The sequence below is a fragment of the Sphingomonas sp. BK235 genome (assembly GCF_004345855.1).
In the GTDB taxonomy this organism is placed as follows: Bacteria; Pseudomonadota; Alphaproteobacteria; order Sphingomonadales; family Sphingomonadaceae; genus Sphingomonas.
The window spans coordinates 307,087-325,916 of the sequence record NZ_SLXN01000005.1 but is presented as its reverse complement, the minus strand read 5'-3'; the positions used below and the strand labels follow the sequence as shown (position 1 = coordinate 325,916).

19 protein-coding genes are annotated in these 18,830 nt (G+C 71.8%); 14 read left to right on the top strand and 5 right to left on the bottom strand.

Going from position 1 to position 18,830, the window contains the following annotated elements; all coding sequences use genetic code 11:
* Positions 1–189 precede the first annotated feature (189 nt).
* From EV292_RS15065 to EV292_RS15045, 5 genes are all read left to right on the top strand, one after another.
* Positions 190–567, top strand: a complete 378-nt coding sequence (locus EV292_RS15065; protein WP_132910045.1) for a hypothetical protein — start codon at positions 190–192, stop codon at positions 565–567.
* A gap of 89 nt (positions 568–656) precedes the next feature.
* On the top strand, positions 657–1,559 hold the full coding sequence (locus EV292_RS15060) for a TraB/GumN family protein (protein WP_132910044.1): 903 nt from the start codon (positions 657–659) through the stop codon (positions 1,557–1,559).
* Between the two features lie 104 nt (positions 1,560–1,663).
* Positions 1,664–2,287 (top strand): 50S ribosomal protein L25/general stress protein Ctc, encoded by a 624-nt coding sequence (locus EV292_RS15055; RefSeq protein WP_132910043.1) that lies wholly within the window; start codon positions 1,664–1,666, stop codon positions 2,285–2,287.
* 261 nt (positions 2,288–2,548) lie between these two features.
* Positions 2,549–3,118: an aminoacyl-tRNA hydrolase gene (pth, locus tag EV292_RS15050; RefSeq protein WP_132910042.1), complete on the top strand. Its 570-nt coding sequence runs from the start codon at positions 2,549–2,551 to the stop codon at positions 3,116–3,118.
* Positions 3,119–3,625: 507 nt separating this feature from the next.
* On the top strand, positions 3,626–4,210 hold the full coding sequence (locus EV292_RS15045) for a TIGR02466 family protein (protein ID WP_132910041.1): 585 nt from the start codon (positions 3,626–3,628) through the stop codon (positions 4,208–4,210).
* Here EV292_RS15045 and EV292_RS15040 read toward each other — a convergent pair.
* Entirely contained in the window at positions 4,194–5,057 is an 864-nt protein-coding gene (locus tag EV292_RS15040; RefSeq protein WP_132910040.1) for an oxidoreductase, read from the bottom strand. The genes EV292_RS15045 and EV292_RS15040 overlap by 17 nt on opposite strands.
* A 106-nt stretch (positions 5,058–5,163) precedes the next feature.
* On the opposite strand from EV292_RS15040, the gene EV292_RS15035 reads away from it, so the two are divergent.
* The 4 genes from EV292_RS15035 to EV292_RS15020 all read left to right on the top strand — a co-directional run bounded on the left by EV292_RS15035 (position 5,164) and on the right by EV292_RS15020 (position 8,755).
* The gene (locus EV292_RS15035; protein ID WP_132910039.1) at positions 5,164–6,834 is read left to right on the top strand and encodes a DEAD/DEAH box helicase; all 1,671 of its coding nucleotides are present in this window, start codon (positions 5,164–5,166) and stop codon (positions 6,832–6,834) included.
* A gap of 625 nt (positions 6,835–7,459) precedes the next feature.
* Positions 7,460–7,903 (top strand): VOC family protein, encoded by a 444-nt coding sequence (locus EV292_RS15030; protein ID WP_132910038.1) that lies wholly within the window; start codon positions 7,460–7,462, stop codon positions 7,901–7,903.
* Positions 7,900–8,202, top strand: a complete 303-nt coding sequence (locus tag EV292_RS15025; protein ID WP_132910037.1) for a polyhydroxyalkanoic acid system family protein — start codon at positions 7,900–7,902, stop codon at positions 8,200–8,202. Before EV292_RS15030 ends, EV292_RS15025 begins: the two co-directional genes overlap by 4 nt.
* A 169-nt stretch (positions 8,203–8,371) precedes the next feature.
* Positions 8,372–8,755: a response regulator gene (locus EV292_RS15020; protein ID WP_132910036.1), complete on the top strand. Its 384-nt coding sequence runs from the start codon at positions 8,372–8,374 to the stop codon at positions 8,753–8,755.
* Positions 8,756–8,863: 108 nt separating this feature from the next.
* Here EV292_RS15020 and EV292_RS15015 read toward each other — a convergent pair whose 3' ends face one another.
* The 3 genes from EV292_RS15015 to xseA are packed head-to-tail and all read right to left on the bottom strand — an operon-like array spanning position 8,864 to position 11,414.
* Positions 8,864–9,784, bottom strand: a complete 921-nt coding sequence (locus EV292_RS15015; protein WP_132910075.1) for a M23 family metallopeptidase — start codon at positions 9,782–9,784, stop codon at positions 8,864–8,866.
* Between the two features lie 5 nt (positions 9,785–9,789).
* On the bottom strand, positions 9,790–9,990 hold the full coding sequence (locus tag EV292_RS15010; RefSeq protein ID WP_132910035.1) for a DUF2093 domain-containing protein: 201 nt from the start codon (positions 9,988–9,990) through the stop codon (positions 9,790–9,792).
* A gap of 11 nt (positions 9,991–10,001) precedes the next feature.
* On the bottom strand, positions 10,002–11,414 hold the full coding sequence (gene xseA / locus EV292_RS15005; RefSeq protein ID WP_132910034.1) for an exodeoxyribonuclease VII large subunit: 1,413 nt from the start codon (positions 11,412–11,414) through the stop codon (positions 10,002–10,004).
* Here xseA and purD point away from each other — a divergent pair.
* From purD to EV292_RS14980, 5 genes are all read left to right on the top strand, one after another.
* The gene (gene purD / locus EV292_RS15000; RefSeq protein ID WP_132910033.1) at positions 11,413–12,672 is read left to right on the top strand and encodes a phosphoribosylamine--glycine ligase; all 1,260 of its coding nucleotides are present in this window, start codon (positions 11,413–11,415) and stop codon (positions 12,670–12,672) included. The two genes, xseA and purD, sit on opposite strands and share 2 nt — an antisense overlap.
* A 33-nt stretch (positions 12,673–12,705) precedes the next feature.
* Positions 12,706–13,455: a hypothetical protein gene (locus tag EV292_RS14995; protein ID WP_132910032.1), complete on the top strand. Its 750-nt coding sequence runs from the start codon at positions 12,706–12,708 to the stop codon at positions 13,453–13,455.
* Positions 13,452–13,907 carry a GreA/GreB family elongation factor gene (locus EV292_RS14990; protein ID WP_132910031.1) on the top strand — a complete coding sequence of 152 codons (456 nt, stop codon included), beginning with the start codon at positions 13,452–13,454 and terminating at the stop codon, positions 13,905–13,907. Before EV292_RS14995 ends, EV292_RS14990 begins: the two co-directional genes overlap by 4 nt.
* A gap of 112 nt (positions 13,908–14,019) precedes the next feature.
* Entirely contained in the window at positions 14,020–15,120 is a 1,101-nt protein-coding gene (locus tag EV292_RS14985; protein WP_132910030.1) for a prolyl oligopeptidase family serine peptidase, read from the top strand.
* A 65-nt stretch (positions 15,121–15,185) separates the two neighbouring features.
* The gene (locus EV292_RS14980; protein WP_132910029.1) at positions 15,186–17,174 is read left to right on the top strand and encodes a TonB-dependent siderophore receptor; all 1,989 of its coding nucleotides are present in this window, start codon (positions 15,186–15,188) and stop codon (positions 17,172–17,174) included.
* A gap of 275 nt (positions 17,175–17,449) precedes the next feature.
* On the opposite strand, the gene EV292_RS14975 is transcribed toward EV292_RS14980, so the two are convergent.
* Positions 17,450–18,745: a hemolysin family protein gene (locus EV292_RS14975; protein WP_132910028.1), complete on the bottom strand. Its 1,296-nt coding sequence runs from the start codon at positions 18,743–18,745 to the stop codon at positions 17,450–17,452.
* Positions 18,746–18,830: the final 85 nt, after the last annotated feature.

Sequence of the window (18,830 nt, the reverse complement as noted above, 5' to 3'; positions counted from 1 at the left end):
CGCGATCCCGGCGCGGGACACCGCGCTGTTTCTGCCCGCCTGCGATCAATATTCGCCACGATCCCCGTGGCTTGACTGAGCAGGATCGGGACATAGCGAAGAGGATCGCCGTAATGACCAGTCGAGTCGACGACGGTTCATCGGACCGATGCTAGGCCGCGCCGCGCCAGATCAAGGACAGGTGTGCGTATGTCGACCCATCCCCTTCTCATCTCTGTTCTTCTTCTCACCGGTACGGTGCCGTCGGCGGGTTCGGCCGGGCCGATGCCCTCGCCGGGCGAACCAGTGGCGGCGGCGCGCCGCCTCGCGGCTTGCCGGCCGCTGGGGCTCGCGCCGGGGGTCGTCCCGGCGTCCTCGGTGCTGGCGTGGCACGCCACTCGGCTCCAGAGCGGCATCGGCATCGCGCGCACGGCGAAGACGCTGACGCAGGAACAGGCCGACTCGCTGTGGCAGCAGGCCGAACGCGTGCGCACGCGCGTCGCCGACACGCCGCGACTGCCGGTCAAGGTCCGCGCCGATGCCTATCGCACGCTCGAGTCGGTCGCGGCGCAGCTCTGCCACCGCTGAGCGCGACCGGACCGGCGCGGCCCGTCGCGCTTGCCCGGCGCGGCGCACGCGCCGATAGCGCACCCTTTCCTTCGCCGGGACGCCGCCGCATGAACGCTGCCATGAAGACCGCTTTCTCCGCCCTCGCGCTGCTGCTCGCGCTCCCCGCTTGCGCGCAGCAGGCGCCCGCCCCCGCCGCGCCGGCCGACGCCGATCCCGCGCTGTGGGTGGTGAAGGACGCCGACACGACGATCTATCTCTTCGGCACGATCCACGTGCTCAAGCCCGGCCTGTCCTGGTTCGACGAGGGCGTGAAGACCGCGTTCGACCGCTCGCAGACCCTTGTGCTGGAGATGGTCGAGCCGGACGCACAGACCGCGCAGAAGATCGTCGCCGCCAAGGCGTTCGCGCCGACGGGCAGCACGCTGACCGAGCAGCTGCCGCCCAACTACCGCCCCGCCTTCGCCAAGGCGATGGGCGAGGGCGGCGTCACCGCCCAGGCCTATGACAGGATGCGCCCGTGGTTCGCCGCGGTGACGCTGTCGCTGCTGCCGGTGCAGAAGCTCGGCTACCAGGCCGCCAACGGCCCCGAGAAGGTGCTGACCGAGGCGGCACGCGCCGCGGGCAAGCAGGTCGTCGGGCTGGAGACGTTCGAGGGCCAGCTCGGCATCTTCGACACCTTGTCGCCGCCCGCCCAGCTCCAGCTGCTGGAGAGCACGCTCGACGAGCTGCCCACCGCCGAGCGCACCTTCGACCGGCTCGTCACCGCCTGGTCGAAGGGCGATCCCGACGGCGTGGCGAGCGAGATGAACGACTCGCTCAAGGACTCGCCCGAGGTGGCGAAGGCGCTGCTGGTCGACCGCAACAAGCGCTGGGCGGCGTGGATCGCGGAGCGGATGAAGCGGCCGGGCACCGTCTTCGTCGCGGTCGGCGCGGGGCATCTCGCGGGCGCGCAGAGCGTGCAGGCGCAGCTCGGCGCCTACCGGCTCAAGGCGGTGCGGGTGAACTACTGATTGCGTTTCGGGCGCGTCGCGGCTAAGCGCGCGCACTTCCGTCATGGTCATCCCTGGAGGCGTGGCGGGAGCATATCAGTCATTCCACGTTTCGGAGCACCCACATGAGCGATACCATCACGCTCGCGGCCGAGACGCGTGACCGGGTTGGCAAGGGAGCCTCCCGCTCGCTGCGTCGCGAAGGCCGCGTCCCCGCCGTGATCTACGGCCAGAACAAGGAGCCGTCGGCGATCCACCTCGAGGAGAAGGCGCTGGTCAAGGCATTGATGACCGGCCACTTCATGAACTCGGTGATCATGGTCGGCGGGCAGCGCACCTTGGCCAAGGACGTCGCCTTCCACCCGGTGACCGAACGCCCGACCCACGTCGACTTCCTCCGCATCGCTGCCGACGCGACCGTCACCGTCGCGGTGCCGGTGGTGTTCGCCGACGAGGACAGCTCGCCGGGCCTCAAGAAGGGCGGCGTGCTCAACGTCGTGCGCCACGAGCTCGAGCTGGTGGTCGACGCCAGCAACATCCCGAGCGAGATCACCGTCTCGGTCGCGGGCAAGGACGTGGGCGACTCGATCCACATCAGCGAGGTGACGCTGCCCAAGGGCGCGACCCCCGCGATCGAGGACCGCGACTTCACCGTGGCGACGCTGGTCGCGCCGTCGGCGCTGAAGTCGGAGGGCGCCGCCGACGAGGCCGAGGACGCCGCGACGACCGAGGGCTCGGACGAGGCCTGATCGTCGCGCTCCGCGTGAGCCTTGGGGGGCAGGGTGGCGGCGACGCTGCCCTGCCCCTTTCGCTTTCGTGGGGAGGGCGCGCTTATTCCCACATCCGTCATGCCGGGCTCGACCCGGCATCCATGGTGCCGCGAGTGAACCGGTTGCGGCGCTGGCGGCGGCATGGATCCCGGCTCAAGGCCGGGATGACGGACGGGCCGGTAAGGCGGAAGGGTGAGGTGCGGCCTGCCGCTCCGCTCACCCCATCAGGAGACCAACAACGTGCAACTCTGGGTCGGGCTCGGCAATCCGGGCGCGCAATATGCGATGCACCGGCACAATGTCGGCTTCATGGCGGTCGACTCGATCGCCGAGGTCCACGGCTTCGCCGCGCCGGCCAAGAAGTTCCAGGGCTGGCTCCAGGAGGGGCGCGTCGACGGCGTGAGGGTGCTGCTGCTCAAGCCCGCCACCTTCATGAACGAGAGCGGCCGCTCGGTCGGCGAGGCGCTGCGCTTCTACAAGCTCGGCGTCGAGGCGCTGACCGTCTTCCACGACGAGCTCGACCTCGCGCCGATGAAGGTGAAGGTGAAACAGGGCGGCGGCACCGCGGGGCATAACGGGCTGCGCTCGATCGACCAGCATCTCGGGCCCGACTTCCGCCGCGTGCGGATCGGCATCGGCCATCCGGGGCACAAGGATCGGGTGACCGGCCATGTGCTCGGCAATTACGCCAAGAGCGAGATCGAGCCGCTGAGTGACCTGCTCGGCGCGGTCGCGGGCGAGGCGGGCTGGCTCGCCAAGGGCGACGACGTGCGCTTCATGAACGACGTCGCGCTGCGGCTGGGGGCATAGGCGGGGTCGCGGCGGAGAAATGCGCGACGCCCCCGCTGTCGCCGTGCTCCTGCGGAAGCGGGAGCCCAGGGCGGCAGACGGTGCTCGCGCGGTCCTGGGTTCCTGCATGCGCAGGAACACGGGTGGAGCACGGGTGGAGGGTGTCACCCCCTCCCTCTCCTCCCGTCATCCCGGACTTGTTCCGGGATCCATCCTTCCGCGCCCTCGCCGGCCGTTGAACGCGCGGCACGGTGGATCCCGGCCTGCGCCGGGATGACGGGAGAATGGAATGACGGAAGGAGAACGGGACTACGGAAGGAGAACGGGACGCCGGAAGGAGAACGGAGCGACGGAAGGACAACGGGACGCCGGAAGGAGAACGGGGCGACGGAAGGACAACGGGATGACGCAAGGAGAACGGGATAACGGAAGGACAAGGCGTGACGGGCGGCATGCCGGCGCGCACTCTCCGTCTCGCACCCCCGCCAGCCCTCCGCTAAGCCCCTGCCCGATCGCGAAGGACCCGCCATGCCGACCCGCCAGCTCTTCCCCACCCACTTCTACGAGGCGCAGCTCGACCAGCCCGCGCTGCTCGCCGAGCTGGCCGACTCCTGCCGCGCCCTCGCCGCAGAGGACGTCGCCGGCAAGCGCTGGTCCAAGGCGCACGGCTATCGCGGCTATACCAGCTACGCCTCGCTCGACGACCTGCCGCAGCGCGACCCCGCCTTCGCCGACCTCAAGCGCCTGCTCGACCGCCACGTCGCCATCTTCGCCGCCGAGGCCGGGCTCGATCTCGGCGGTCGGAAACTCAAGCTCGACAGCCTGTGGGTCAACGTCATGAAGCCGGGCGGTACCCACTCGGGGCATCTCCACCCGCACAGCGCGGTATCGGGCACCTTCTACGTCGCGGTTCCGCCCGGCGCCGGCGCGCTCAAGCTGGAGGACCCGCGGCTGGCGATGCTGATGGCGGCGCCGCCGCGCGACGGCACCTTCGTCTATGCCGAGCCCGCGCCGGGCACGCTCTTCCTGTGGGAGAGCTGGCTGCGCCACGAGGTGATGCCCAGCACCGCCAAGGAGGAGCGCGTCTCCGTCAGCTTCAACTACCGCTGGTAGCGTCGGCCGGGAAGTCGGCGCCCAGCGCCAAGTCGCGCTGCGCCTCGATCTCGGCGACGCGCGCGCGCAGCCGCTCGGTCACCGCGTCATAGCCCCATTGGCCGAGCACGAGATGGCGCGGCGGCATGTCGCGCTCGACCGCTTCGATCATCGCCTCGGCCGCGCGCACCGGGTCGCCGGGCTGGTTGCCCGAGACGCCCCTGGTCGAGGCCATGCGCGCGCCGGCGGTGTCGGCATAGTCGGCGATCGTGCTCGGCGTCTGGCGCAGCGAGCGGCCAGCCCAGTCGGTGCGGAACGGCCCCGGCTCGACGCACGTGACCGTTATGCCGAGCGGCGCCACCTCGGCGGCGAGCGAGTCGGAGAAGCCCTCCACCGCGTGCTTGGAGGCGGCGTAATAGCCCGAGGACGGGAAGCCGACGAGCCCGGCGACCGAGGTGATGTTGACGATCGCACCGGCACGGCGCTCGCGCATGCCGGGCAGCACCGCCCGGGTCAGCGCGAACAGGCCGAAGACGTTGGCGTCGAACTGCGCGCGGATCTCGTGATCCTCGCCCTCCTCGATGCTCGACTGATAGCCGTAACCCGCGTTGTTGACGAGCACGTCGATCCGGCCGAAGCGCTCCGCCGCGGCCGCCACCGCATCCTCGATCTGCGTCTGATCCACCACGTCGAGCGACAGCGCCAGCGCGCGGTCGCCGTAGCGCTCGACCAGATCGGCGACACGGTCCGAATCGCGCGCGGTCACCACCGCGCGCCAGCCGCGCTCCAGCACCAGCCGCGCGAGCGCGCGTCCGAAGCCGGTGGAGCAGCCGGTGATGAACCAGACGGGGTCGTTGACGAGCGCCATATCGCGTCTATCCTGCCGTGATCGGGAGAAAAGCGCCGAACGTCCCGCCGCGCGGCGCCGTTCCCACTGGCAATTTCGGCGGATCGCGCCCATGTGCGCAGTCCTCATGGACTTTCCGAATCTTCCTGTCGCGCTGGGCAGCGCGCTCGCCGCGCGTGGCTATACCGCGCTCACCCCCGTCCAGTCCGAGGTGACGGCCGAGGCCGCGCACGGCCGCGACCTCCTCGTCTCCGCGCAGACCGGCTCGGGCAAGACCGTCGCCTTCGGGCTCGCCATGGCCGAGCAACTGCTCAGCGAGGACGGCGCGCTGCCCCCCGCCGCGGCGCCGCTCGCGCTGGCGATCGCGCCGACGCGCGAACTCGCGCTCCAGGTCGCCAAGGAGCTGGCGTGGCTCTACGCCGACGCGCGCATCGCCACCTGCGTCGGTGGCATGGACGCCAGCCGCGAGCGCCGCGCGCTCAACCACGGCGCGCACATCGTCGTCGGCACGCCGGGCCGCCTGCGCGATCACGCCGAGCGCGGCGCGCTCAAGCTCGGCCAGCTCCGCGTCGCGATCCTCGACGAGGCCGACGAGATGCTCGACATGGGCTTCCGCGACGACCTCGAGGCGCTGCTCGACCAGACCCCGACCGAGCGCCGCACCCTGCTCTTCTCGGCGACGCTGCCGCGCCCGATCGTCCAGCTCGCCAAGACCTATCAGCGCGACGCTTTGCGCATCTCCACCGTCAGCCAGCAGCGCGGCCACGGCGACATCGCCTATCGCGCCGTCACCGTCTCGCCCGCCGACATCGAGCATGCGGTGATCAACCTGCTGCGCTTCTACGAGGCGGAGACCGCGATGCTGTTCTGCGCCACGCGCGACAACGTCCGCCACCTCCACGCCGGGCTGGTCGAGCGCGGTTTCGCCGCGGTGGCGCTGTCGGGCGAGCATTCGCAGAACGAGCGTAACCAGGCGCTCCAGGCGCTGCGCGACCGTCGCGCGCGCGTCTGCGTCGCGACCGACGTCGCCGCGCGCGGCATCGACCTGCCGACGCTCAGCCTCGTGATCCACGTCGAGATGCCGCGCGACGCCGAGGTGCTCCAGCACCGCTCGGGCCGCACCGGGCGCGCGGGCAAGAAGGGCACCGCGGTGCTGATCGTGCCCTATCCGCGCCGCCGCCGCGTCGAGATGATGCTGCGCGGCGCGCGCATCGCGACCGAGTGGGGCGAGGTGCCGAGCGCGGAGGAGATCCGCGCCAAGGACCGCGAGCGGCTGCTCGAGCGACTGCTCGCGCCGGTCGAGGTGGATGACGACGATCGCGCGCTCGCCGCCGAGCTGCTGGCGCAGCGCTCGCCCGAGGACATCGCCGCCGCGCTGGTGGCGGCGCAGCGCGCCGCACTGCCCGCGCCCGAGGAACTGACCGGCCAGGCGCCGAGCGACGGGCCGAAGGCGCACCGTGACGGCTTCGACGACGTGGTGTGGTTCCGCATGAACATCGGCCGGCGCCAGAACGCCGACCCGCGCTGGGTGCTGCCGCTGCTGTGCCGCCGCGGCCATGTGACGAAGAGCGAGATCGGCGCGATCCGGATCGGGCCGATGGAGACCCAGTTCCAGGTACCGCGCGCGCTGGCGGGACGCTTCGCCGCGGCGGTGCGCGCCTCGGCCAACAGCGACGGCGAGGACGAGAATGGCGTGCGAATCGAGCCGATGGACGGCGCCGCGCCGCCGCGTGCCGCACGCGTGCCGCAGCGGCGGCCGAACGGCGCGTCGGGGCCGCGCGGGCCACGGCGCCGCTGAGCCGGGCTTGGTGTGGGCGTCGCCGCTGCCGACGGGTTCGCCGAAGCGCCCACGCCCCGATCCCTTCTTTGAAGGCGATGGTCGCAAGCTCCCGTTATCCCGGGCTCGCCGCCGGTTCCTTTGGTCCGGACCCAAAAGGTTCATTGTCGCGGAGGCAGCTTACCCCGTCATCCCGGGCTCGACCCGGGATCCACCCCACCGCGAGAGCAACGCGCGATGATCTCGCGGGGCGGTGGGTCCGGACCCAAAAGTGGCTTGCATCTTCCGCCGCCTGATCGGCCGCAGCTCTTCGCGAATAATGCGCTGTGATCAGGGATACGCCTTTCTCTTCCCTCACCGTCATCCCGGCCCCGCGCCGGGATCCATTGTTCCGCGAAAGCGACGTTGGCGGCTCTCGCGGCACCATGAATCCCGGGTCGAGCCCGGGATGACGCGGGCGAGTCGCCACCGCGACAACGAACCTTTCGGGTCTGAACCGATGGATTCCGGCTCCAGGCCGGGATGACGATGATGCGGGACGCGATCACGGTCGCGCGACGATCCCTCGAAGCGGAGGGGCGAAGCCGCCCGACGCGGCCGCGTGCCGCCCCTCCCCTTGGCGCGGCACATCGGCTACAACAGCGGCATGACACTGCGCCCTTTTCACCTCGCATTTCCGGTTCATGACCTCGCCGCCGCGCGCGCCTTCTACGGCGGCGTGCTGGGCTGCGCCGAGGGGCGGTCGAGCGACTCCTGGGTCGATTTCGACTTCGGCGGTCACCAGATCGTCGCACACCTCGATCCCGCCGCGCGTCCCGTCGCGGTGACCAACCCGGTCGACGGCCATGACGTGCCGGTCCCGCATTTCGGCATCGTCCTGACCATGGCCGACTGGGAGCGGCTCGCCGCGCGGGTCGAGGCCGCGGGCATCGAGTTCGGCATCGCGCCGCACGTCCGCTTCAAGGGCGAGCGCGGCGAGCAGGCCACGATGTTCTTCCGCGATCCCAGCGGCAATGCGCTGGAGTTCAAGGCCTTCGCCGACGACTCCGCGCTGTTCGCCACCGCCGCGCCGGCGGAGGCGGTGGCATGAGCCGCCCGGTCGAGATCGACCTGCCGCACCAGCTCGGCCGCGCCGGCGCGAAGCGGCGGATCGAGGGCGGGTTCGACAAGCTCGCGGGCTATATTCCCGGCGGACACGTCACCGAGCACCGCTGGGACAGCGACACGCTGCATTTCACCGTCGAGGGCATGGGGCAGCGCGTCGGCGTGCGGCTCGACGTCACCGACACCAACGTCCACGCGGTCTTCGACCTGCCCGGCCTGCTCGCCATGTTCGCCGAGCCGCTGCGCGCCAAGCTGGAGAAGGACGGCCCCAAATTGCTGTCCTGACCCGCGCCGGGTGATGCCGAAATCCCACGCCCGCTTGTAAATTGCCGCAACGTCAACTTTGGATCGTCAGCGACCCTGTCCCGTCTTGACACGTCGGGCGGCAGCGGCGACAGGTTCGTCGAACGGTTAAATTTTCACGATAAACGGTGTCGCACGGGACCAAGCACGCATGTCTGACGACCAACGACCGCCAGTGATCCTGGTCGTGGATGACGAGCCGCTGGTGCGCAGCACCGTCTGCGAGCAGCTCCAGAGCACCGGCTACAGCGTCCACACCGCGGCCTCGGGCGACGAGGCCTATGGCATGATCCAGGACGGCGTTCGGTTCGACGTGTTGCTGACCGACGTGCGCATGCCCGGCACGCTCGACGGCTTCGGGCTGATCCGCCGCGTGCTGGCGCGGTATCCCCACGCGTTGACGATCGCGATGTCGGGTTTCGTCGGTGACGACCATCTCGAGACCCGCGCGGCCGACCGGTTCATCGGCAAGCCCTTCACGATGGCGCGACTCGAGCGCGAGCTGAGCGACCTGCTCGAACCAAGGCTGTGCTGAGGCCGGCGTGGGCGGCCTGGAGCGACGGGTCGCGCCTCGCCTGAACCGTGCTGCTGCGAACGCAGGAGCACGCGGCCGGTCACACCGGACGTAGCCTAGCCGCCGCGCCTATCCCGCCGGCATCGGCCCGGCGACCGGCTGTGGGTCGAGCCGCGCGCCGTGCCACGTCATCGCCCAGTGCAGGTGCGGCCCCGAGGCGCGGCCGGTGCGCCCGACCAGACCGATCGGCTCGCCCTGCCGCACCCGCTGCCCCACCCGCACGTCGAGGCGCGACAGGTGCAGGAAGGCGCTGGTCAGGCCGGCCCCGTGATCGAGGATCAGCAGCCGCCCCTCCAGCGTGAAGGGCGGGTCGGCGGCGAGCGTCACCACGCCGTCGGCCGGGGCGACCACCGGCGTGCCCACGCCGCGCGCGACGTCGACCCCGCCGTGATAGCTGCCCGGCTCGCCGCGATAGATCCGCTGCGCGCCGAACAGCCCCGAGATCCGCCCCGTCACCGGCCAGCGGAAGCGCTGGCGCCAGCCGTCCGACACCGAAGCGGTCGCGCGCGCGGCGGCGATCTGCCGCAGCTCGGCGGGGCGACGACGCGCGAAATCGGCGTCGGGCACGGGCACCTTGGCGACACGGTCGAGCCGCTCGATCCGCCACGCACGCGGCGTCACCGGCAGCGTCGCGGTGAGCGTGCGCGAATCGGGCAGCGCGGCGGTGAGCGTCATCGCCGCGCTCGCGTCGCGGTCGGCCGCGATCAGGAAGCGCCCGTCGGGCGCGAGCTGAACCGGCGCACCGTCGAGCGTGAGCCGCACCGTCCCCGCCGGCGCGGTGCCGAGCGCGAGACCGCCCTGCGCGATCGTCGCGGGCAGGCCCAGCCGCGCGGGCGCGACCAGCTCGGGCGGCGGCGGGAGTGTCGGTCGCGGCGCGGCCACCGGGGCGGGCGCGACGGGGGCCGGCGCGGGCAGCGCGGCCGAAGGCGCCGCGGGCACGCAGCCCGCCGCGGCGAGCGCCCCCGCCCCGAGCCATGCCGCCCTGAACAGGGAGATCACCGCGGCGCCAGCGCCTCGGTCGCGATCGCCGCGCTGGCGAAGGGGCGCTGCGTCGCCGCGTCCCAATAGCGCAGGTCCTCCAGCGCGATGCGCGCGCCCGACACCGCGCACACCACATGGTCGCCCGGCACCAGCACGCGGAAGCCGTTGGCGAGATAGTGGAGCTTGGCAGGTCGGTCGGTGTGGCTCATCAGCATCGGGGCAACTCTCAGAACAGGCGCGGCTGGTCGGGCTTATCAGGATAGGCCCGCACCGGCCTTGGCTCAACCTTGGCGGGTCGGGGCTCGCGCGGCGCCCCCTCCCCCACCTGCGCCGGCACCGCGCCGTCGCGGAAGTGGAGCAGCAGCGCCCCCGCGGCGCGCGCCGCCTCCGCGCTGGTCACCGTGCCGCCCGCCGCGGCCTCTACCCGTACATAGCCGCGATCCAGCAGCTTGTCCGGGTTGAGGCTCTCGACCAGCCGGCCCAGATCGGCGAGACGCGCCCGCCCCGCCTCCAGCCGCCGCTCCAGCGCGGCCGGCCGGATCGCGCCAGCGGTACGGTCGAGCTCGCCGCGCGCGCGCGTCACGCGCCGCTCCAGCCCGCGGTCGAGCCGCGCGCCCAGCTCGTCGAGCCGCTGACGCTGCGGGCCGAGCAGTCGGTCGCGCGTCGGCATCACGCGCGCGAGGGCATCGAGCCGCTCGCGCCCGCGCTCGACATAGCGGCGCGCGCAGCGCTCGGTGCGCTGGCGCATCGCGTCGAGCGACAGCCGCAGCTCGGCGAGCACGGGCACCGCGATCTCGGCCGCCGCGGTGGGGGTCGGCGCGCGCAGGTCGGCGGCATGGTCGCACAAGGTCGTGTCGGTCTCGTGGCCGACCGCGGAGATGATCGGGATCGAGCAGGCGGCGACGGCGCGCACCACGACCTCCTCGTTGAAGGCCCATAAGTCCTCGATCGAGCCGCCGCCGCGCGCGACGATCACGAGATCGGGACGGCGCACCGGACCGTCCGCCGGCAGCGCGTCGAAGCCGCGCACCGCCGCGGCCACTTCCTCGGCCGCACCGGCGCCCTGCACCTTGACCGGCCAGACGATGACGTGCGTCGGGCAGCGGTCCTCCAGCCGATGGAGGATGTCGCGGATCACCGCGCCCGTCGGCGAGGTGACGACGCCGATCGTGCGCGGCATGAAGGGCAGCGCCTGCTTGCGCTCGCGGTCGAACAGCCCCTCGCCCGCCAGCTTGAGCCGCAGCTTCTCGAGCAGCGCCATCAGCGCGCCCGCGCCGGCGAGCTCCATCCGCTCGATCACGATCTGATATTTGGAGCGGCCCGGATAGGTCGTCAGCCGCCCGGTCGCGACCACCTCGATCCCGTCCTCGGGGCGGAAGGCGAGCCCGGCGGCGCTGCCCTTCCACATCACGCCGTCGATCACCGCGGCATCGTCCTTGAGGCACAGATAGGCGTGGCCCGAGGTCGCGCGCTTGTAGCCCGAGATCTCGCCGCGCAGCCGGACATGGCCGAACTCGCCCTCGACCATGCGCTTGAGCCGACCCGACAGCTCGCTGACGCTGACCGCCATCGCATTGTCGCCGGGCGTGGCCTCGGCTACCAGCCGGCCCGCCTGAGTATCGTAGAGGGGGTCGGCCATGAACATCCTGCTGGTGGGATCGGGGGGACGCGAGCACGCACTCGCGTGGAAACTGGCGCAATCTCCCCGTCTCGATACGCTCTTCGCGGCGCCGGGCAACCCCGGCATCGCGCAGCACGCCACGATCGCGGAGCTGGACGTCGACGATCACCGCGCGGTGATCGACTTCGTCCGACGCCACCAGATCGGACTGGTCGTCGTCGGGCCGGAGGTGCCGCTGGTGCGCGGGCTCGCCGACAACATCCGCGCGATCGGCGTGCCCGTCTTCGGCCCCGGTCGCGAGGCGGCGAAGCTGGAGGGGTCGAAGGGCTTCACCAAGGACCTGTGCGCGCGCGTCGGCATCCCGACCGCGCGCTATTTCAAGGTAACGACGCGCGACGGCGCGCTCGCCTGCCTCGACGATTTCGGCGAGACCTGCGTGATCAAGGCCGACGGGCTCGCCGCGGGCAAGGGCGTGGTGGTGGCGATGTCGCGCGCCGAGGCGGAGGCGGCGATCCGCGACCTCTACGCGCAGGGACCGGTCGAGGCGGTGATCGAGGAGCGGCTGGAGGGGCCGGAGGCGAGCCTGTTCGTGCTGAGCGACGGCACCTCCACCGCGTCCTTCGGCTCGGCGCAGGACCATAAGCGCGTCGGCGAGGGCGACACCGGACCCAATACCGGCGGGATGGGCGCCTACAGCCCCGCGCTGGTGCTCACCCCCGAGCTGGAGGAGCAGGCGCTGGGCGAGATCGTGCGCCCGACGATCGACGCGCTCGCCGCCGCGGGCACGCCTTACGTCGGCGTGCTCTACGCCGGGCTGATGCTGACGGCGGACGGCCCCAAGCTGATCGAATATAACGTCCGCTTCGGCGATCCCGAGTGCCAGGTGCTGATGGCGCGCTTCGCGGGCGACCTCGTCGAGGTGCTGCTCGCGGTGGCGGAGGGGCGGCTCGCCGACCTCCCCGCTCCCGCCTTCGCCGACGACGCCGCGCTGACGGTGGTCATGGCGGCCGAGGGCTATCCCGGCGAACCGCGCACCGGCGGCGCGATCGGCGGGATCGACGCCGCCGAGGCGACCGGCGCGACCGTGTTCCAGGCGGGCACGCGGCAGGACGGCGACGCGCTGGTGGCGAGCGGCGGCCGCGTGCTCGCGGTGACCGCGACCGGCGCCGACGTCGCCGCCGCGCGCGGTGCCGCCTATCGTGCGGTCGAGGCGATCGACTTCCCTACCGGCTTCTTCCGCCGCGACATCGGAGCGAAGGCGCGCGCCGATGGTTGATCCGGTGATGCTGCCCGACGCTAGGACCCGCCGATGAACTCTTCCAGCTATGCCCTGGAACCGATCTCGCAGGATCAGGTGCTCGTCACGATCGCGCTCGTGCTGGTGGCGCTGCTCGCGGTGCTCACCGTGATCGGCATGATCTGGGGCGCGCGGCTCAAGGCCCGGCGCAACGCCGCCGAGGCGGAGGAGCAGCAGCGGATCGACGAGCTGCGCGCCGACGGCGTCGAGGCGACCAACACCGCGGAAGGGATACCGCCGATCGTGCGCGATCCCGGCGAGGCGCCCCCTGCCGAGCGGCACGCCGCACCGCGCGAGCGCGCCGCCGAGCCGCCGCGCGCACATTCGACCGAGACCGCGAGCGCACCCGCCGCCCCTCCGCCGCGGGCGGATGAGCCGGTCACCGCGCCCGCCCCCCGCGACGAAGCTCCCGCCGAACGCCCGCTCGCGGACGAGCCGATCGCCGCGGCCGCGCCGCTCGACGCGTCGCCCGCGAGTGCGGCGGCGGATGCCGCGGCGACACCGGTCGTTGACGAACCCGGCGCGGTGCCGGTGACCTTGCTCAAGGGGCTCGGCCCCAAGATCGCGGCGCGCTTGGGCGAGCTCGGCATCACGCGCGTCGACCAGCTCGCCTGGCTCGACGATGCCGAGGCGGCGCAGCTCGACGCGCAGCTCGGCGCCTTCGCCGGGCGGATGGAGCGCGACCGCTGGCGCGACCAGGCGCGGCTGCTCGCGCAGGGTGATCGCGCCGGCTATGAGGCGCAGTTCGGGAAACTGGGATGAGCGTCGCCTTCCGCCGCGAGAGCGACGACGAGCATCTCGAGCCGCGCTTCGAGTTGCCGATCCCGCCCGGGCCCAATCTGGTGACCGCGCGCGGCCGGGTGCTGATCGACGAGCGCATCGCCGCGCTGGAGGCGGCGCTCGACGCCGCCGACGACGAGGAAGCGCGCAAGGCGGTGGCGCGCGACCTGCGCTATTGGAAGACCCGCCGCGCCACCGCGATCGAGACCGCGGCGCGCGACGATGGCGTGGTGGGCTTCGGCACCGCCGTGACCTTCACGCTCGACGGGCGCGAGCGTGTGGTGACGATCGTCGGCGACGACGAGGCCGATCCCGCCGCCGGCCTGCTCGCGCTGTCCGCCCCGCTGGCGCGCGCGCTGCTGGGCGCGAGCGCGGGCGAATGGGTCGCGTTCAACGGTCGCGAGGACGTGATCGAGGTGCTGCGGGTCGGCTGATCGGAACGCCGCGCCGACGCGTCTCGATTCGACACAGATCCCGTTCATAACGGTTTCATATCAACCATATACGTCCGCACGCGCTGCCCTATGGGCGGAGCGGGGGTACATCATGGCGAATCGGGTTCACGCTCGCGCGCGGCGCTGGACGATGTCGGTGACGATGCTGGCGGCGGGGCTGGTGCTCGGCGCCGCGGCCTATCCGCGCGTCGGGTCGATCGAGACGATGATCCAGAGCCGATGGAGCGACTGGCGCTCGGTCGCGGTGACGGTCACCGTTCCCGCCGCGGGCCACGGCGCCGCGCAGGCCGCGCGCTTCGTCGCCGCCGACCGCCCCGCCCCGCTCGTGGTCGACCTGCATCAATGGGGCGAGACCTATGCGGGCAGCCTCGGCAACGACGTGCGGCTCGACCGGCTCGTCGCGGCGCGCGGCTGGAACTATATCCGCCCGAACCTCGCCGGTCCGAACAACACGCCCGCCGCCTGTTGCAGCGAGGGGGTGACCGACGCGGTGAAGGCCGCGGTGGACTACGCGATCGCGCACGGCCGCGTCGATCGCCGCGCGATCTATGTCGTCGGCATCTCGGGCGGCGCCTATACCGCGCTGTGTACGCTCCACTCGGGCAAGGTGCCGGTGCGCCGCTACATCGCCTGGGTGCCGATCGCGGACCTCGAAAGCTGGTACGATCACCACGCCTTCGATCATTATGGCCAGGACATCCGCCAATGCACCGCCTCGTCGGGCAAGGGCCTGGACGTCGCCGCGGCGCGGCGACGCTCGCCGCTCTACATGCCGCTGCCCGCGCAGATCCCCGCGGTCCACCTCTATCACGGCATCCGCGACGGCATGGTCACCTCGGTCTCGCCGGACCAGTCGGTGACGTGGTTCAACCGCGTCGCGCTCGCGACCGGGCATGACACCGACATCGTCTCCGACGCGACCCGGCTGAGCATCCTCGACCGCCGCGTCGGCCCCGATCAGGCGACCGGGCGCAGCGTGGCGGGGCGGCGGATCCACTTCGATCGCCGCGCGGGCACGGTCCAGCTCACGCTGTTCGAGGGCGATCACGAGGGTTTCATGGTGCCGACGATGGACGAGCTGGCGCGCGACTATCGCACGCTCGGCGCCGCGCCCTCCTCGCTGCCCGACCGAGTCCTCGACGCCGCGGAGAAAGGCACCGACCGGCTGCGGCGCGCGCTCGACGCCCTCTGATGCAGCGCACGCTCTTGCGACGCATTCGCAGATGAGCTAGCGGCCCCCGCGAAAGGGGTCCGTTCATGCGCCATCGTCTCTCGTTCCTCCTCGGCTGCGCCGCGTTCGCGGCGCCGCTCGCGGTCGCCGCCCAGACCGTCGACGACAGCGGCGACGTCATCGTCACCGGCAGCACCACCACCGCGACCAAGACCGCCACCCCGCTGGTCGATATCCCGCAGTCGCTGACCTTGCTCGACCGCCGCCGGCTCGACGATCGCGCCTCGCAGACGCTCAACGAGGCGTTGGCCTATGTGCCGGGGGTCAACACCGCGAGCTACGGCTTCGACCCGCGCTTCGACGCCTTCTTCATCCGCGGCTTCCAGGCGACCTACACCGGCGTGTTCCGCGACGGGCTGCGCCAGCTCAACAGCCCCTCGGGGCTGTGGCGCAACGAGCCCTATGGCATCGAGCGGCTCGCGGTGGTGCGCGGTCCCGCCTCGGTGCTGTACGGCGCGAGCGGCGCGGGCGGGCTGGTCGACGTCACCAGCAAGCGCCCGCGCGCCGACGCCTTCGCCGAGCTGCAGGGCTTCGTCGGCCGCTACGACCGCTATCAGCTCAACGCCGACGTCTCCGCACCGCTCGGCGACGGCGTCGCGCTGCGCCTCACCGGGGTGGCGCGCGACAGCGACACCGCGCTCGACGGCTTCAAGGACGATCGCTACTTCCTCGCCCCCGCCGCCAGCGCGCGGCTCGGCGACGCGACCGACCTGACCGTGCTCGGCGAATATATGTGGTCGCGCACGGGCGCGAGCGCGGCCTTCTACAACGACGCCGCCGGCGTCACCGACATCCCGCTGAGCGACCCGCGCTTCAACGACCTGACGCACCGCCAGTGGCGCGCCGGCTATGCGCTGGAGCATCGCTTCGGCGACGCGGTGTCGTTCCACCAGAATCTGCGCGTGCAGGACGTGACGGTCGATTCGGCCTATTCCTACGTGACCGACCCGACTCCGCCGATCACGCGGCTGGGCGCGCGCGTCGCCGAATGGACCAAGAGCGTCAATCTCGACAACCAGCTCCGCGCCGAGCTGACGACCGGGCCGCTGCGTCACCGGCTGCTCGTCGGGCTCGACTATAATCACGTCCGCTACCGCAGCGCGGAGGGCTATGGCAGCACGCCCCTGAGCGACACCGATCTGGCGCGCCCCGCGGTGGACACGGTGGCGCGCCAGCGCTTCCGCCAGACCGGCCTCTACGCGCAGGACCAGATCGACGCGGGCGCGCTGGGCGTCACCGCGGGCATCCGCCACGACTGGCTCGACGCGCGCACCGACGTGCCCGGCGCGGCGGCGATCACGCGCGACGACCGGCGGCTGAGCGGGCGCGTCGGCGCGACGCTGCGCGTGGCGGAGGGGGTGGTGCCCTATGTCAATTGGTCGACCTCGTTCGAGCCCAATGTCGGGCTGCTGCTCGACGGTTCGCCGGCACGACCGACCAGCGCGCGCCAATATGAGGGCGGGGTGAAGTGGACGCCGCGCGCGGGCGTGCTGCTCACCGCCGCGGCGTTCGACATCAAGCAACGCGACGGCGTGGTGTTCGACGCCTCGACCGGGGTCAACCGCCAGGTCCAGCTCGATCTGCGCTCGCGCGGGGTGGAGCTGGAGGCGTCGGCGCGGGTCGCCGCGGGGCTCGACCTCACCGCCGCCTACGCGCTGACCGACATGACGATCCGCCGCGGCGCCACTGGCACGACGGGGAACCACCTGTCCGCGACGCCGCGGCACATGGGTTCGCTGTGGGCGGATTATGCCCCCGCGGGGGGCGGCTTCGGTTTGGGCGCAGGGCTGCGCTACCTCGGGCCGAGCTGGGGCAATGACGAGAATACGATCCGCAACCGCGCGCGCCGCTTCGTCGACGCGGTGGCGCATTATGACGTGCCGTCGCTGCAGCGGCTGCGGCTCCAGCTCAACGCGACCAACGCGTTCGGGGTCGAGCCGACCACCTGCGCCGCGGGCTACTGCTATCGCGACCAGGGGCGGACGGTGCTGGCGAGCGCGCGCTATCGGTTCTGAGGGGGGGGCGGCGGCGGGTCGGGCGGGATGGGCAGAACCGTGTCGCCCGTCCCCGCTTTATCGCTCTTCCCTCACCCCCTCTGCCGTCATCCTGAACTCGTTTCAGGATCCACGGTGCCGCCAACTCAGGTGGCGACGGTGCTCGCGGCCCGGTGGATCCTGAAACGAGTTCAGGATGACGGAGAAGAAGGGCTGCCTACCCCGGAGCACGGTCCAGCGTCAGCGAGCGACGTTCCCGCGGCCATCGCCCTCGCCGAAATGCGAAGAGCCCGCCCTCACGCCTCGCTGACGAGCAGCTTGTCGATGCGACGCCCGTCGAGGTCGACCACCTCGAACTTCCAGCCCTGCTCCTCGAAGCTCTCGCCCTCGGCGGGCAGCTTGCGGAACGCCGCCAGCGCCAGCCCGGCGACCGTGGCATAGTCGCGGTCCTCGGGCAGATCGATGCCGAGCCGCGCGGCCAGCGCGTCCGCCGCCATCGTTCCCGCCACCAGCAGCGAGCCGTCGTCGCGCTCGACCACGTTGGGCGATTCATCCGGATCGGCGTCGGAGACGAACTCGCCGGCGATCGCGGCGAGCAGGTCGGCCGGGGTCACGATCCCCTCGAAATGCCCGTATTCGTCGTGGATCAGCGCCATCGGCACCTCGGCACGGCGCAGCGCGTCGAGCGCGTCCATCGCGTCGATCTGGTCGACCACCACCGGCGCGCGGCGCATCAGCCGCGCCACGTCGAGCGTCTCGCCGCGGAACAGCGCCATCGCCACGTCGCGCGCCTGCACCACGCCGATCACCGAGTCGATCGAGCCCTCCGCCACCGGCAACCGGCTGTGCGCGACGTCGAGCAGCTTGGCGCGGATCGCGGCATCGTCGAGCGAGACGTCGATCCACTCCACCTCGGTGCGCGGCGTCATCACCTCGCGTACCGGCCGGTCGGCGAGCCGCACCACGCCCGAGATGATCGAGCGCTCATGCTCCTCGATCACCCCCGACTTGCTCGCCTCCGCGACGATCAGGTGGAGTTCCTCGGCGGTGACCTGGTCCTCGTTCTCGCGCGTCAGCCCGAGCAGGCGGAAGGCCAGCGCGCTGGTCGAATCGAGCATCCACACCAGAGGCTTGGTGAAGCGCGCCAGATAGGCCATCGGCAACGCGACCAGCGCCGCCACGGTCTCGGGCTTGCGCAGCGCGAATTGCTTGGGGACGAGCTCGCCGACGATCAGCGAGGCATAAGTGGTGAGCCCGATCACCAGGATATAGCCGAGCCGTTCGGCCGCGGCATGGCTCAACCCCAGCGCCTCGAGCCGCGCCGCGGTGGGCGTGCCCAGGCTCGCGCCCGAATAGGCGCCCGCGACGATGCCGATCAGCGTGATGCCGATCTGGACGGTGGAGAGGAACTTGCCCGGATCCGCGGCGAGCTCGATCGCGGTGGCGGCGCCGCGGCGGCCGGTGCGCGCCATCGCTTCCAGCCGCGCCTTGCGCGCCGACACGATCGCCAGCTCGCTCATCGCGAACACGCCGTTAAGCGCGACCAGCGCCAGGATGATGACGACGTCGATCCAGGGGAACGGCGGTAGCATGTTCGTGCTGCCTCTCTTGGCGGCAAAGCGGGCGCGCGACAATCCGCAAAGTGGCGGTTCGCTGCGTCATCGCGCGTTCAGCGGC

Bases quoted from the DNA above. Each gene is read 5' to 3' on its own strand.
- EV292_RS15065 (WP_132910045.1), top strand. From the start codon at position 190: ATGTCGACCCATCCCCTTCTCATCTCTGTTCTTCTTCTCACCGGTACG.
- EV292_RS15060 (WP_132910044.1), top strand. From the start codon at position 657: ATGAACGCTGCCATGAAGACCGCTTTCTCCGCCCTCGCGCTGCTGCTC.
- EV292_RS15055 (WP_132910043.1), top strand. From the start codon at position 1,664: ATGAGCGATACCATCACGCTCGCGGCCGAGACGCGTGACCGGGTTGGC.
- EV292_RS15045 (WP_132910041.1), top strand. From the start codon at position 3,626: ATGCCGACCCGCCAGCTCTTCCCCACCCACTTCTACGAGGCGCAGCTC.
- EV292_RS15040 (WP_132910040.1), bottom strand. From the start codon at position 5,057: ATGGCGCTCGTCAACGACCCCGTCTGGTTCATCACCGGCTGCTCCACC.
- EV292_RS15035 (WP_132910039.1), top strand. From the start codon at position 5,164: ATGGACTTTCCGAATCTTCCTGTCGCGCTGGGCAGCGCGCTCGCCGCG.
- EV292_RS15030 (WP_132910038.1), top strand. From the start codon at position 7,460: ATGACACTGCGCCCTTTTCACCTCGCATTTCCGGTTCATGACCTCGCC.
- EV292_RS15025 (WP_132910037.1), top strand. From the start codon at position 7,900: ATGAGCCGCCCGGTCGAGATCGACCTGCCGCACCAGCTCGGCCGCGCC.
- EV292_RS15020 (WP_132910036.1), top strand. From the start codon at position 8,372: ATGTCTGACGACCAACGACCGCCAGTGATCCTGGTCGTGGATGACGAG.
- EV292_RS15010 (WP_132910035.1), bottom strand. From the start codon at position 9,990: ATGCTGATGAGCCACACCGACCGACCTGCCAAGCTCCACTATCTCGCC.
- purD (WP_132910033.1), top strand. From the start codon at position 11,413: ATGAACATCCTGCTGGTGGGATCGGGGGGACGCGAGCACGCACTCGCG.
- xseA (WP_132910034.1), bottom strand. From the start codon at position 11,414: ATGGCCGACCCCCTCTACGATACTCAGGCGGGCCGGCTGGTAGCCGAG.
- EV292_RS14995 (WP_132910032.1), top strand. From the start codon at position 12,706: ATGAACTCTTCCAGCTATGCCCTGGAACCGATCTCGCAGGATCAGGTG.
- EV292_RS14990 (WP_132910031.1), top strand. From the start codon at position 13,452: ATGAGCGTCGCCTTCCGCCGCGAGAGCGACGACGAGCATCTCGAGCCG.
- EV292_RS14985 (WP_132910030.1), top strand. From the start codon at position 14,020: ATGGCGAATCGGGTTCACGCTCGCGCGCGGCGCTGGACGATGTCGGTG.
- EV292_RS14980 (WP_132910029.1), top strand. From the start codon at position 15,186: ATGCGCCATCGTCTCTCGTTCCTCCTCGGCTGCGCCGCGTTCGCGGCG.
- EV292_RS14975 (WP_132910028.1), bottom strand. From the start codon at position 18,745: ATGCTACCGCCGTTCCCCTGGATCGACGTCGTCATCATCCTGGCGCTG.